Source organism: Aureimonas phyllosphaerae (assembly GCF_047943035.1).
Classification (GTDB): Bacteria; Pseudomonadota; Alphaproteobacteria; order Rhizobiales; family Rhizobiaceae; genus Aureimonas; species Aureimonas phyllosphaerae.
Genome location: NZ_CP181348.1, coordinates 2,197,093 through 2,209,405, shown reverse-complemented (window position 1 = coordinate 2,209,405; position 12,313 = coordinate 2,197,093). Strand labels below are relative to the sequence as shown.

At 67.9% G+C, this 12,313-nt stretch carries 13 protein-coding genes; 6 read left to right on the top strand and 7 right to left on the bottom strand.

The window, feature by feature from the left end:
- Nucleotides 1-48: 48 nt before the first annotated feature.
- Nucleotides 49-975: a manganese catalase family protein gene (locus ACLNGM_RS10395; RefSeq protein ID WP_090961188.1), complete on the bottom strand. Its 927-nt coding sequence runs from the start codon at nt 973-975 to the stop codon at nt 49-51.
- Nucleotides 976-1,310: 335 nt separating this feature from the next.
- Between ACLNGM_RS10395 and ACLNGM_RS10390 the strand changes: the two genes are divergently transcribed.
- Nucleotides 1,311-2,714, top strand: coding sequence for a DEAD/DEAH box helicase (locus ACLNGM_RS10390; RefSeq protein ID WP_416358277.1), 1,404 nt, complete (start codon nt 1,311-1,313; stop codon nt 2,712-2,714).
- A gap of 117 nt (nt 2,715-2,831) precedes the next feature.
- On the top strand, nt 2,832-3,149 hold the full coding sequence (locus tag ACLNGM_RS10385) for a polyhydroxyalkanoic acid system family protein (RefSeq protein ID WP_416358276.1): 318 nt from the start codon (nt 2,832-2,834) through the stop codon (nt 3,147-3,149).
- Nucleotides 3,150-3,170: 21 nt separating this feature from the next.
- On the opposite strand, the gene ACLNGM_RS10380 is transcribed toward ACLNGM_RS10385, so the two are convergent.
- Complete coding sequence (locus ACLNGM_RS10380; RefSeq protein WP_416358275.1) at nt 3,171-3,686, bottom strand: hypothetical protein; 516 nt, start codon at nt 3,684-3,686, stop codon at nt 3,171-3,173.
- 125 nt (nt 3,687-3,811) lie between these two features.
- Between ACLNGM_RS10380 and ACLNGM_RS10375 the strand changes: the two genes are divergently transcribed.
- Nucleotides 3,812-4,132 (top strand): hypothetical protein, encoded by a 321-nt coding sequence (locus tag ACLNGM_RS10375; RefSeq protein ID WP_416358274.1) that lies wholly within the window; start codon nt 3,812-3,814, stop codon nt 4,130-4,132.
- Between the two features lie 83 nt (nt 4,133-4,215).
- Here ACLNGM_RS10375 and ACLNGM_RS10370 read toward each other — a convergent pair whose 3' ends face one another.
- Complete coding sequence (locus ACLNGM_RS10370) at nt 4,216-5,559, bottom strand: dicarboxylate/amino acid:cation symporter (protein ID WP_416358273.1); 1,344 nt, start codon at nt 5,557-5,559, stop codon at nt 4,216-4,218.
- 217 nt (nt 5,560-5,776) lie between these two features.
- On the opposite strand from ACLNGM_RS10370, the gene ACLNGM_RS10365 reads away from it, so the two are divergent.
- Entirely contained in the window at nt 5,777-7,600 is a 1,824-nt protein-coding gene (locus tag ACLNGM_RS10365) for a sensor histidine kinase (protein ID WP_416358272.1), read from the top strand.
- Nucleotides 7,597-8,940: a sigma-54-dependent transcriptional regulator gene (locus tag ACLNGM_RS10360; RefSeq protein WP_416358271.1), complete on the top strand. Its 1,344-nt coding sequence runs from the start codon at nt 7,597-7,599 to the stop codon at nt 8,938-8,940. Before ACLNGM_RS10365 ends, ACLNGM_RS10360 begins: the two co-directional genes overlap by 4 nt.
- 41 nt (nt 8,941-8,981) lie before the next feature.
- Here ACLNGM_RS10360 and ACLNGM_RS10355 read toward each other — a convergent pair whose 3' ends face one another.
- Nucleotides 8,982-9,233 carry a hypothetical protein gene (locus ACLNGM_RS10355; protein ID WP_416358270.1) on the bottom strand — a complete coding sequence of 84 codons (252 nt, stop codon included), beginning with the start codon at nt 9,231-9,233 and terminating at the stop codon, nt 8,982-8,984.
- 166 nt (nt 9,234-9,399) lie between these two features.
- Here ACLNGM_RS10355 and ACLNGM_RS10350 point away from each other — a divergent pair, with 166 nt between their 5' ends.
- Nucleotides 9,400-9,657 carry a hypothetical protein gene (locus ACLNGM_RS10350; RefSeq protein ID WP_139224581.1) on the top strand — a complete coding sequence of 86 codons (258 nt, stop codon included), beginning with the start codon at nt 9,400-9,402 and terminating at the stop codon, nt 9,655-9,657.
- A gap of 15 nt (nt 9,658-9,672) precedes the next feature.
- Here the strand turns inward: ACLNGM_RS10350 and ACLNGM_RS10345 are convergent, their stop codons facing one another.
- From ACLNGM_RS10345 to ACLNGM_RS10335, 3 genes are all read right to left on the bottom strand, one after another.
- The gene (locus ACLNGM_RS10345; protein ID WP_416358269.1) at nt 9,673-11,034 is read right to left on the bottom strand and encodes an APC family permease; all 1,362 of its coding nucleotides are present in this window, start codon (nt 11,032-11,034) and stop codon (nt 9,673-9,675) included.
- A 100-nt stretch (nt 11,035-11,134) separates the two neighbouring features.
- Entirely contained in the window at nt 11,135-11,827 is a 693-nt protein-coding gene (gph, locus tag ACLNGM_RS10340) for a phosphoglycolate phosphatase (RefSeq protein WP_416358268.1), read from the bottom strand.
- A gap of 3 nt (nt 11,828-11,830) precedes the next feature.
- The gene (locus tag ACLNGM_RS10335) at nt 11,831-12,298 is read right to left on the bottom strand and encodes a MaoC family dehydratase (RefSeq protein ID WP_090961218.1); all 468 of its coding nucleotides are present in this window, start codon (nt 12,296-12,298) and stop codon (nt 11,831-11,833) included.
- Nucleotides 12,299-12,313: the final 15 nt, after the last annotated feature.

Sequence of the window (12,313 nt, the reverse complement as noted above, 5' to 3'; positions counted from 1 at the left end):
GGGATGGGAGACGGGCCATCTGCGAAGCAGGTCGGCCCGCCTCGCTGGTCAGCGCGAAGCCTTGTAGAGCTTCTGCGCGATCTCGAACATTTCTTCCGGCGCGTAGTCCGGCGTGAAGGCGGACGGGATGCCCGTCAGCTGATGGATCTTGCCGCCCTCGGGCATTCCGTCGACGACCTCGAGCTCACCCGGAGGATCGTCGGGCAGCGCGACCTCGCCGTTGCCCCAGATACCGGCCATCTCCTTGTAGTCGTTGGGGCTGAACGTGTAGAGGCGCCGGTGCGAGCCCTCGTCGAGGTACTTCTGGCACTCGGGGATCTTGGAGAGCGGGATGTTCGGCGTCGGCAGGAATTTGTCGAGCTCGACGCCCGTGATCTTCTTCAGCGCCAGCGCATAGGCATGCGCGTGCACCGAGCCGCGCACCAGAAGGTAGCCGCAGACCTCGCGCCCCGTCGGATCGCTCAAGGTCTCGTAGACGCGCAGCTTGTGGAGGCGCGCGCCGCATTCGAGGTGGAAATTATGAAGGAGGTCCACCACGATGTTGCCGGTCGTGGTGATGAAGTCGTTGTTCCAGGACACCCCGTTGGAGTTCACCGGCATCGACCCGCCGCCGGCCGACAGGAAGGCTGCGGCGTTGCGCATGTCCTTCATGTCCTCGAAGGGCGCGCCCGAGATGTCGCCTCCGTCGCCGGCATCGCCGTCCTTGGTGTCCGGGCCGTTGGCGAGCATGGCGACGCCGTTCGACACGAGCTCGACGTGGCCGAGCTCCTCGGCGGTGATCGCGGCGACGAGGCTGTAGAAGGGCCGAAGCTTCGGCTTGGAGCGGAAGTTGAAGCTCTGGAACATGTAGTTTCCGAGCGTGGACATCTCGCCGTACTTGCCGCCGAGAAGCTCCTGCAGGGCGGCGGCCGCATTGGGATCGGCCCTCTTGGGCGCTGGCAGGTTGGCCTGCAGCTGGTCGACGCGCATGAACATAAAGGGGACTCCCCGCGGTGGATCGGTCCGGTGTGAACCTTCTCCGCCCGGCCGCGTTCCTCGCTGTTTCCGTGCCCGACCATGCATAGCCGGGCATCGAGGACATCAGCCGGCGAGACGCCTTGACGCAGCGCACAAGAGGGCGGATATAGGAGCCGTCATGCCGCGCTTGCGCTGCGCCCGCCTTGATCCCGCATCGGGACACTGAGCCGAGCGCCAACCGCTGGAGCCTTTTCAAGGGTCCGGCCGCGGTCCGTGTCGTTCCGCTCCCGCGCAGGAGCGTCCGACCGATCTCCGGGACGCCAGGCGTTCCGGTCCACTGTCAAAGGCATTCCTTGACCCAGACGAATTTCCAGGCGCTCGGCCTTGCCGACGCGCTTCTGTCCGCTCTCGCAGCCATGGACATCACCACCCCGACCCCGATCCAGGCGCAGGCCATCCCGGCGGTCCTGAAGGGTCGCGACGTCCTCGGCATCGCGCAGACGGGCACCGGCAAGACGGCCGCCTTCTCGCTGCCGATCCTCGACGCCCTCCTCGGCAAGCCCGCCAAGGCGAAGCCCGGCGCTCCGCGCGTTCTCGTGCTGGCGCCGACGCGCGAGCTGGCGCTCCAGATCGCCGAGAACGTGAAGGGCTTCACCGCCGGCACGCCGATCCGCCACATGACCGTGTTCGGCGGCGTATCGATCCGCCCGCAGATCGAGACGGCCCGCAAGGGCGTCGACATCGTCGTGGCGACGCCGGGGCGCCTCCTCGACCTCATCGACCAGAAGGCGATGACGCTGTCGGCGATCGAGCACCTCGTGCTCGACGAGGCCGACCGCATGCTCGACATGGGCTTCATCCGCGACATCAACCGCATCGTGAAGCTGGTGCCGGAGAAGCGTCAGTCGCTCCTGTTCTCGGCCACCATGCCGCAGAACATCGCCTCGCTCGCCGGAAAGATCCTGAAGGATCCCGTCCGCGTCGAGGTGACGCCCGAGGTGGTCACGGTCGAGAAGATCGACCAGAGCTTCTTCCTGGTTCCGCAGAAGGCCAAGAAGCACTGGCTCATCAAGAACCTGCCGGGCTTCGACAAGACCGTCATCTTCACCCGCACCAAGCACGGCGCGAACCGCCTGTCCGAGGATCTCGACAAGGCCGGCATCGCCGCGCTCGCGATCCACGGCAACAAGAGCCAGGGCGCGCGCCAGAAGGCGCTCGGCCAGTTCCATGCGGGCGAACTGAAGGTGCTGGTGGCGACCGACATCGTGGCGCGCGGCATCCATGTCGACGACATCACCCATGTCGTGAACTTCGACCTGCCGGAAGAGCCGGAAAGCTACGTCCACCGCATCGGCCGCACGGCCCGCGCCGGCAAGTCCGGCATGGCGGTGACGCTGTGCGATCCGTCCGAGCGCGCCAAGTTGCGTCAGGTCGAGAAGCTGACCGGCATGCGCTTCGACGTGCAGACCTCGGAGTTCTCCGACGCGTCGGCCTTTGCCGACGAGCCGCGCGAGAGTCGTGGTCCGCGCCAGCCCCGCGGCGGTCGCCCCGGCGGCAACAAGCCGCGCGCCGAAGGCGCGCCGCGTCATCAGCCGCGCGGCGCCAAGCCGGGCGAGCGCCGCGGCCAGCCCGGCGGTGCGCCGGCGGGTGGTGCGAACCGCAACGGTGAGGATCGCGCCGCCCGGCCGAACGGCCAGCAGCGCCGGCGTCCGCGTCGCGGCGGCGGCGGCGGTGCGCCGCGCTCGGCCACGGCCTGATCCATGAACGAAGGAAGGGCGCCCCACCGGGCGCCCTTTTCGTATCCGGCGGTTGCTTGCTGCCGTCCTCCTCGCCATATGCCGGCAGACGCCCAACTCGTGACGAGGACAAAACGCATGGCCGAGACCGTGAAGGTCGACATTCCCCACAAACTGACGCGCGAGGCCGCCCGCCAGCGCGTCACCGAGGGGTTCGGGCGCATCCGCTCCGAGGCGACCGGCGGCATGCTGAAGTTCGAGGACCAATGGACCGGCGACCGGCTCGACTTCCGCGCCCGGATGATGGGTCAGTCCGTTGTCGGCCGCCTCGATATCCTGGACGACCACATCCACGTCGAGCTCGACCTACCGGGCTTCCTCGCCTCGATTGCCGGCAAGCTGACGGGCAAGATCCAGAAGGAAGGCCGCATTCTTCTCGAGAACAAGTCGGCCTGAGTCCGCCCGGGCTCCCGGCCCTCAGGGGTCGGGCGCGCTGACGCTGCGCAGCGTCGCCTTGTCGGCCGTGACCGTGCCGCCGAGCGAGCCGCCTTCGATCGCCTGAACCGTGCCGAGACCCGGCACCACAGAGCCCACCTTGACGCGCATCAGTTCCTCGCGCGTCGCGAGCAGCGCCTCGTCCTGGAAGATCATCACGATCTGGTAGTCAGACGGCGTCGGCTCCCGATCCCGCACGATGGTCGGCGCCGGCATGGCATCGGTCTGGACGGCCTCGCCGACCGATCCGGTCTCGATCTGGTCGAGCTTGGGGGACATGCGGGCGATTGCCGCCTGCTGGAAGTAGTCCGGCGACTTCGTCGAGACGACGTAGGACCAGGAGAAGAACCCGGCCGACGAGATCGCCAGCGTCACCGACGACAAGGCGATCGCCCAGTCGACGACCGACCAGTCGCGGTCGGGATTCCGAAAGCCGGAACCCGTGAAAGGAAGGCGGACGGATGAAAACTCGGGCGGCGTGGATGCGACCTCGGACATCGCAGGACTCCTTGTGTGGAGCTTGCAGCTTGCGCCTCTCGCGTTAACGAAGAAATGAGACCGCGACTCCCCGCGCGCCGACCTTCCGCTAGGGTTAGGGAAGCGTAAAAGCGGACGAGGCGGTCATGCGGAACGAGCGGCGACAGGGACAAAGACGGACGACGCGGCTGCGGCCGGGCAAGCTGCTGGGCGCTCGCGACGGCTTTCTGTGCGACTGTGCCGTGGTGGAACGCTCGCCGCGCGGTGCGCGCATCCGGGCCTTCGCCCCGGTGGACCGCGTGCTGCCGGAAGTCCTCACGCTTTACGACGAGGTCGAGACCCGGCGCTGGACGGCGCGGATCGTCTGGGCCCGCGGGGCCGAGATGGGCCTTGCGATCGAGGCCGGCGGGCAGACCGTTTCCGATGCCGAACGCCACAAGATCGCAGGCCTGTTCTACGCCGTCTGAACCGGCGCGACGGACAGTTGCAAACGAGAAGGCCCGCCCCGAAACCTCGGGGCGGGCCTTCTCGCATTCGGAGGGCTTCGGAGTTACTCGGCCGGCACAGCGTTCAGCGGCACGCGGTCGTCCTCGAGCGCGGCGACCTTTTCGCCGGCAAGGACCGCGCGCAGGCGCTCCTCGTCGAGCTCACCTTCCCAGCGAGCGACGACCAGCGTCGCAACGGCGTTGCCGATGAAATTGGTGATCGCGCGGCACTCCGACATGAAGCGGTCGACGCCGAGGATCAGCGCCATGCCGGCGACTGGCACGGAGGGCACCACCGAGAGCGTGGCGGCCAGCGTGATGAACCCGGCGCCGGTGATGCCGGCCGCGCCCTTCGACGACAGCATGGCGACGAGCAGGAGCAGGATCTGGTCGCCCCAGGACAGGTCGATGTTGGTCGCCTGGGCGATGAACAGCGCCGCCAGCGTCATGTAGATGTTGGTGCCGTCGAGGTTGAACGAGTAGCCGGTCGGGATCACGAGGCCGACGACCGACTTTTTGGCGCCCGCGTTCTCCATCTTCTTCATCAGCGACGGCAGGGCCGCCTCGGAGGACGAAGTGCCGAGGACGAGGAGGAGTTCTTCCTTGATGTAGCGAAGGAGGGCGAAGATCGAGAAGCCGTTGTAGCGGGCAACCGCGCCGAGGACCACGACCACGAAGAGGAACGAGGTGAAGTAGAAGACGCCGATGAGATAGGCGAGGTTGGCGACAGAACCGATGCCGTACTTGCCGATGGTGAAGGCCATGGCGCCGAAGGCACCGATCGGGGCGGCCTTCATCAGGATCGCCACGAGCTTGAAGATCGGCGCGGTCAGCGCGTTGAAGAAGTCGGTGACCGGGCGGCCGGCCTCGCCGATCATGGCGAGCGCGATACCGAACAGGACCGCGATGAACAGGACCTGGAGAATGTCGCCGTCGGCGAAGGCACCGACCAGCGTCGACGGGATGATGTTCATCAGGAAGCCGACGATCGACGAATCGTGCGCCTTCTGCGTGTAGGTCGCGACGGCGCCCGCATCGAGCGAGGCCGGATCGATGTTCAGGCCGTGGCCGGGATGGGTGACGTTGGCGACGACCATGCCGATGACGAGGGCGAGCGTCGAGAAGGTCAGGAAGTAGATCATCGCCTTGCCGACGACGCGGCCGACCTTGGCGAGATCGGTCATCCCGGCGATGCCGGTGACGACGGTCAGGAAGATCACCGGGGCGATGATCATCTTCACAAGCTTGATGAAGGCGTCGCCAAGCGGCTTCAGGCTCGCGCCGAATTCCGGATAGAAATGCCCGAGCGTGATGCCGGCGATGATCGCCACCACCACCTGGAAATAGAGCTGGGCGTAGATGGGCTTCTTCTGCCCAGGTTCGACGTGCGCGATCGGCATGGCTGCCATGTCTGCCTCCCTTGTCGTGTTCGTGTCCTCCCCCGTCGATCCGTGACCGGCGAACAGGAGCCTCGGTGACTCCTCAGCAAAGAGCGTGCCAGTTGGTTGCAGGGGTGGCATTCCGCCAGCGCAAGGCTGGTCCGAACGGTCATTAAAGCCCGCAGCCCAAACTCACGTGCGGTTTTCCGCTCGCCTTTGGTCGTCAGTGTGCGATAATCCGCACAGCATGGACGTTCCCCTCTCCGCGTTGTCCCGACGTCGCCTGTTCGCGCTTGCCGTCGCGACCGGCCTTGCGATGCTCGTCGTCATGGCGTGGCTGGCAGCGGGCGCGCTGGCCGACCGCGCGATGCTCGCGCGGTTGAACGCGCAAGCCGGCGCGTCCCTGCCGCTCGCCATGGCGGTGCTGCGCAGCGAGGTCGACAAACAGCGATCCGTTCCGGCGATCCTGTCCGAGGATCCGGACATTCGCGATATTCTGGCCGCCCCGTCGCCCGCCGGCGTCGATCGAGTGAACCGGCGCCTCGAGGAACTGCGCCGCACGACAGGGGCGACCGTCCTCTACCTCCTCGACACCACCGGCCTGACGATCGCCGCCAGCAACTTCGCCGAGCCCGACAGCTTCGTCGGGAGCGACTACTCGTTCCGCCCGTACTTCGCGCGGGCGATGCGCACCGGGGCGGCGGCGCAGTTCGCGCTCGGCACCAAGAGCCGACGGTCGGGTCTTTACATCACGCGCCGCGTCGATGTCGGCGGACAGCCGCTCGGCGTCGTGGTCCTGAAGGTGGAGTTCGACGCGATCGAGCGCGACTGGGCCGCCGGCGGCAACGTCGTCTTCGTGACCGACGGCAATGGCATCGTCCTCGCGACCACCGAGGTCGACTGGCACTACCGGGCGCTCGCTCCGGTGCCGCCGGACCTCGCGGCGCGGATCCGCGACAGCCTGCAGTTCGGCGAAGCGCCGCTGACGCCCCTCGGCCTCGAGGCGCGTCGCGGGACCATCCAAGCGACGGCGACCGCCGATCGCCGGCACTTCGTCTCGGCCGAGGACCGCCTGCCCGACCCGATCCTCGACTGGACGCTACATCTCTGGGTTCCTACCGACGAGGCGATGGCACAGACCCGCCTGTCCTATCGCCTCCAGTCTCTGGCTGGCCTCGCCATCGCCACCACCGCCGGGTTCCTCGTGGCGCGCCGTCGTCGCTACCTGAGACGCCGACAGGAAGCCTTGCGCCTCGCAGCCGAAGAGCTCGAACGCCGCGTCGAGGCCCGCACGGGGGAACTGCGCGAGGCGAACCGCCAGCTGGTCGAGGAAAGCCGGACGCGGCAGGCCGCCGAGGAGCGCGCCGAAACCCTTCGACGCAGCCTCGACCAGGCCAACCGCCTGGCCTCGCTCGGCCAGATCACGGCCGGCGTCGCCCACGAGATCAATCAACCCGTCGCGGCGATCCGCACCTATGCCGAAAATGCCGAGCGCTTTCTGGAGCGCGGCGACCTCGACACGACGCAGCGCAACCTTCGCAACGTCGTCGGCCTGACCGAACGAATCGGGCGGATCACCGACACGCTCAAGGGTCACGCGCGGCGCGGCTCGTCAGGACCGGGCGTCGTCAACCTCGCCGAAGCCGTGGATGGCGCGATCATGGTGCTGCAAGGCCGGCTGGACGCCGCCGGCGTGCCGATCGAATGCGGCGCGAACCTCGGGGACCACGATGTCGTGGGCGAGCGCGTGCGTCTGGAGCAGGTGCTCGTCAATCTCCTCCAAAATGCCCTCGACGCGATGGAGGGCCAGGAGGACGGGCGGATCGCCATCGAGGCGCATGCGCGAGACGACATCGTGGAACTGACCGTGCGCGACAACGGCCCCGGCATCCCGCCCGAGCGGCTTGCGACGCTGTTCACGCCCTTTTCCACATCGAAGCCGCGCGGTCTCGGCCTCGGCCTCGTGATCGTCAAGGACATCCTGTCGGAATGGGGCGGGACGCTGGAGGCCGCCAGCTGGCCCGGCGAGGGCGCCACCTTCACCGCCGTCTTGAGGAGCGCCCGCCCATGACCGAGCCCGGCCGTACCATCGCCTTCGTCGACGACGACCCGGACCTTCGCGACGCCGGGGCGCAGGCGCTGGCGCTTGCCGGGTGGACGCCCCTCCCCTTCGCCGACGCCCGCTCGGCGCTGAAGTTGCTGTCGCCGGAGTTTCCGGGCGTCCTCGTCACCGACATCCGCATGCCGGGCATGGACGGGCTCGACCTCTTCCGGGCCGTGCAGGCGATGGACCAGGACCTCCCGGTGATCCTCGTGACCGGCCATGGCGACATCGCGATGGCCGTCGACGCCCTGCGGGAGGGCGCCTACGACTTCATCGCCAAACCCTATGCCACCGACCGCCTGGTGCAGAGCGTCGCGCGGGCGGCCGAGAAGCGGCGGCTGGTGCTCGAGAACCGGCGGCTGCGGGCGCTGGCCGAGAAAGGCGGCGACGACCTGTCGCTCATCGGCGAGAGCCCCGCGATGGAGCGCTTGCGCCGGACGCTCCGGCAGATCGCGGATGCGGACGTCGACGTGCTGGTGGAAGGCGAGACGGGGTCGGGCAAGGAGGTCGTCGCCAGCGCGCTTCACCGCTGGAGCCGCCGTGCGGCCAAGCCCTTCGTGGCGCTCAACTGCGGCGCGCTGCCCGAGACCGTGATCGAAAGCGAGCTCTTCGGCCACGAGGCCGGCGCCTTCACGGGGGCCGCGAAGCGCCGGGTCGGCCGCATCGAATATTCGAGCGGCGGCACGCTGTTCCTCGATGAAATCGAATCGATGCCGGCCGCCCTGCAGGTGAAGCTTCTGCGCGTCCTGGAGACGCGCGAGGTGGAGCCGCTCGGCACCAACGAGCGCCGGGCGCTGGACCTTCGCGTCGTCGCGGCGGCCAAGATCGATCTCGGTTCAGCCGAGGCGCGGGCCTACTTCCGCGAGGACCTCTTCTACCGACTCAACGTCGTGACGGTCCGCATCCCGCCCCTGCGCGAGCGCGGTTCCGACATTCCGCTTCTCTTCTCGCACTTCCTGCGGCGGGCGGCGGAGCGCTTCCGCCGCGAGGCGCCCGACGTGTCGCCCCGGCTCCTGCAACGGCTGGCGTCGCATCCCTGGCCAGGGAACGTGCGCGAACTCACGCACTTCGCCGAACGGGTAGCGCTCGGACTCGATCCGGAGATGGACGGGGACGAGAGCCCAGACACGCCGCTGACGCTGCCAGAGCGCGTCGATCGGTTCGAGGCCGACACCATCCGCCAGACGCTGGCCGACCATGGCGGAGACGTGAAGAGCACGGTGGAGGCGCTCGGCATCCCCCGCAAGACGTTCTACGACAAGCTGCAGCGTCACGGCATCAGCCGGCGGGACTTCGCCGAGGGCTGAAGCCCCGACGAAGCATGCCGGCAGAACACGCCGCTTCGCCCTCAGGCGGAGTGGCGCAGCGTCTCGAGGAGCTTGGCGAGACGGTCGCGGCCGGCCTCCGTCAGGACGCCGCGCTCGCCTTCGGGCTCGAGCAGACCCGCCTGTTCCATCTCCCGCACGCCCTCGGCATCCGCCTTGTGGCCCTTGCCGTCGTCGAGCACGACGCGGGTCACGGCCTCGCCACTGACGAGCGAATGGTAGGCGGCGAAGACGAGGATGGAGAGGGCGCCATCGGACATGGTGGTCTGGCTCACGGGGAACTCCTTGGTGGCATTCACGATACTGGCGTCAACACGCGAAGCGCGGTTCGGCTCCCTGTTGCGGCACTGTTTCACAGGACTGCGATCCATCGCGCGGCGCGTCTCGACACGGCCTCACTGTCCGCCTACTTCGAGCCTCGACACGTGCAGGACGTCGAGAATGAGCAGTACCGTAGACCCCGAATTGAGTGCCCTGATCGGAGAGGTGATCGACGCCAAACTTCTCAAAGCCGGTTCCGAGGAAAAGCGGGTGGCCGAGCACGTGGCCGCCGAGGGACTGGGCGCTTTGACTGCGGTGGAACGCGACACGTTCGAGCGCCGCGTCCTGCCGATCCTGTCCAAGCCGATCCGCGAACAGCTTGCCATCGCCTCGATTGTCCAGCGCGGGGGCTACGTGCCGCGCAAGATCGTGTTTTGACGGCGCGATGCGCCCTCAGCTTCCCGCCTCGCTCTCGATGAACCGGTCGATGCCGCCCGAGCGGCCGACGCCCGTCAGGTAGTACAGCACGACGATCGCCACGATCAGCCCGATCGCGATGATCGGGGCCGTCCATTCGCCCTGCCCGATGCGCACCACGATCAGCACCGAGCAGATGATCGCCCCCAGGAGCGGCACGATCGAGGGCACCTCGAACTGGCCCTTCGCCTCTCCCGGACGACGCTGCAGGATGAGGAGCGCGACGTTGACGACCGTAAAGACGATGAGGAGCAGGAGGACGGTCGAGGCAGCCAGCGCGCCGATGTCGCCGACGAGCGAGAGCAGGACGACGATCGCCAGCAGCGCCGCGATTGCGACGTAAGGGGTGCGGCGGGTAGTGTGGACGCGGCCGAGCGCTGCCGGCATCAGTCCCTGTCGCGACATGCCGTAGAGCAGACGCGAGGCCATCACGTAGTTGACGAGCGCCGTGTTGGCGACGGCGAAGATCGTGATGCCGGCATAGATGCCGGTCGGGAACCACGGCGCGGCACGCTCGACCACGAGCGTCAGGGGGCCCGCGGCTTCGGCAAGTTCCCGCCACGGGACGACCGAGACCGCCGTGATCGCGATGCAGATGTAGATGACCGTTGCCATGAGCATCGCCGAGATCATCGCGATCGGCATGGTGCGTTCCGGGTTCTTCACCTCCTCGGAGACGTTCAGCATATCCTCGAAGCCGATGAAGGAGAAGAAGGTCAGCACCGCGCCTTGCGCCACGAGAAGCATCACCGAGCCCTCGACAGCGCCTTCGCCGGGCGGCGGAAACTCCAGAAGATCGGCGCTGCCCCACCACGAAATGCCGACCGCGATGACGAGGATCAGGCCGAACGCCTCGACGATCGTGCAGACGGCATTGAGCCAGAGCGATTCGGTGATCCCACGAAACAGGATGCCGGCGAGGATGACGAGGAAGCCGATGGCCAGAACACTCTGCGGCGCGTCGATGCCGGTGACGCTCGCAAAGTTCCGCGCCACGACGTTGCTCTGCGTGGCGATCGACGTCAGCCCCGAGCAGACGACCGCGAGCCCCACCGTGTAGGACAGGAGCGGATAGCGGTAGGCGCGCTGCGTGACATAGGCAGCGCCGCCGGCGCGCGGGTAGCGCGAGGCGATCGAGGCATAGGACAGGCCGGTCAGGAGCGCGGCCGCCATCGAGACCATGAAGGCGCCCCAGACCGCGCTGCCGAGTTCGCTGGCCGCCTCGCCGATGAGACCGTAGACGCCGGCCCCAAGCATCGAGCCGAGCCCGAGCAGGGTCACCTGAAACAACCCGACCGAGCGCTTCAGTCCCGGTTCGTCCGCTCGTTCCTTCGCCATGCCGCCGTCCCGCCCTCTCGCAAACACACTGTCCGGGACGAGGATAGATAACCTCGGATTGCGCGATGGCGACCACGGGCCGACGAAATTGCGGCAGAAATCAGGCGCGGCGCGCGGCGATCTCTGGGAGGCGGTTGGGGATGTCGTCGAGACGATCCAGCACGAGGTCGGCGCCCATCGTCTCGACGTCGATGGCGGTATAGCCACCGCGCATCGCGACCACCGCCATCCCCGCGGCCTGCGCGGCTTCGACGTCGTTCTCGGAATCACCGACGAAGAGCGCCTCGCCCGGCTCGATCCCGAGCTGGCGGCAGGCGAAGACGACGAGGTCGGGCGCCGGCTTCTTGCGCGGGCCGGCATCGCCGCCGACCACCACCGCCATGCGGTCGGCAAGGCCGAAATGGGCGAGGATGTCGGCGGTCTCGGCGCCCGGCTTGTTGGTCACGACGCCGAGCGGAATGCAGCGCTCGGCAAGAATCCGCACGCAGTCCGTCGCCCCGGCGTTCAGCGTTGTCAGCTCCGTCGAGCGCGCGGCGTAGATCGCGAGGTAGCGCTCGGCGATCTTGTCGCGCGTCGCCGGATCGATCTCCTTGTCGAGCGCTTCGTAGGCGCGGCCGATCAGGATCTGGACGCCCTGCCCCACCATGCGCCCGACGGCCTCGATCGTGAACGGCGGCTCGCCGAGGCTCTCGAGCGTCTCGTTGAGGGCGGCGTGGATGTCCGGCAGGGAATCGACCAGCGTCCCGTCGAGATCGAACAGGACGGCACGGGGCCAGGCGGGCGCTTCGCTCATGCTTTATGTCCCTTCGTCGTCGGCCGGCGGCTCGAGCACCGCCAGCGTGATCCAGCGGGCAACGAGCGCAGGTTTGGGCGCACCCTCGATCTCGATGCTGGCGTTCCAGGTGGATTGCAGGCTGACAGCCCGCTCCTTCACTGCCACGAGTTGGAAGCTGCCGCGCACGCGCGCGCCGCTCTTGACCGGTGTCAGGAAGCGCACCTCGTCGAAGCCGTAGTTGACGCCCATGCGCGTGCGGTCGACGCCGGGCATGGCATCGTAGGCGAGCGTCGACAGAAGCGAGAGCGATAGGAAGCCGTGGGCGATGGTGCCGCCGAAAGGCGTTTCGGCCTTGGCGCGCGCGGGATCGACGTGAATGAACTGGTGGTCGTTGGTGGCGTCGGCGAAGCGGTCGATCATGCTTTGATCGACGGTGAGCCAGCCGGACACGAAGGGGTCGCCACCAAGATAGGTGCGGTAGACGTCCATCGGCACCAGCCGCTG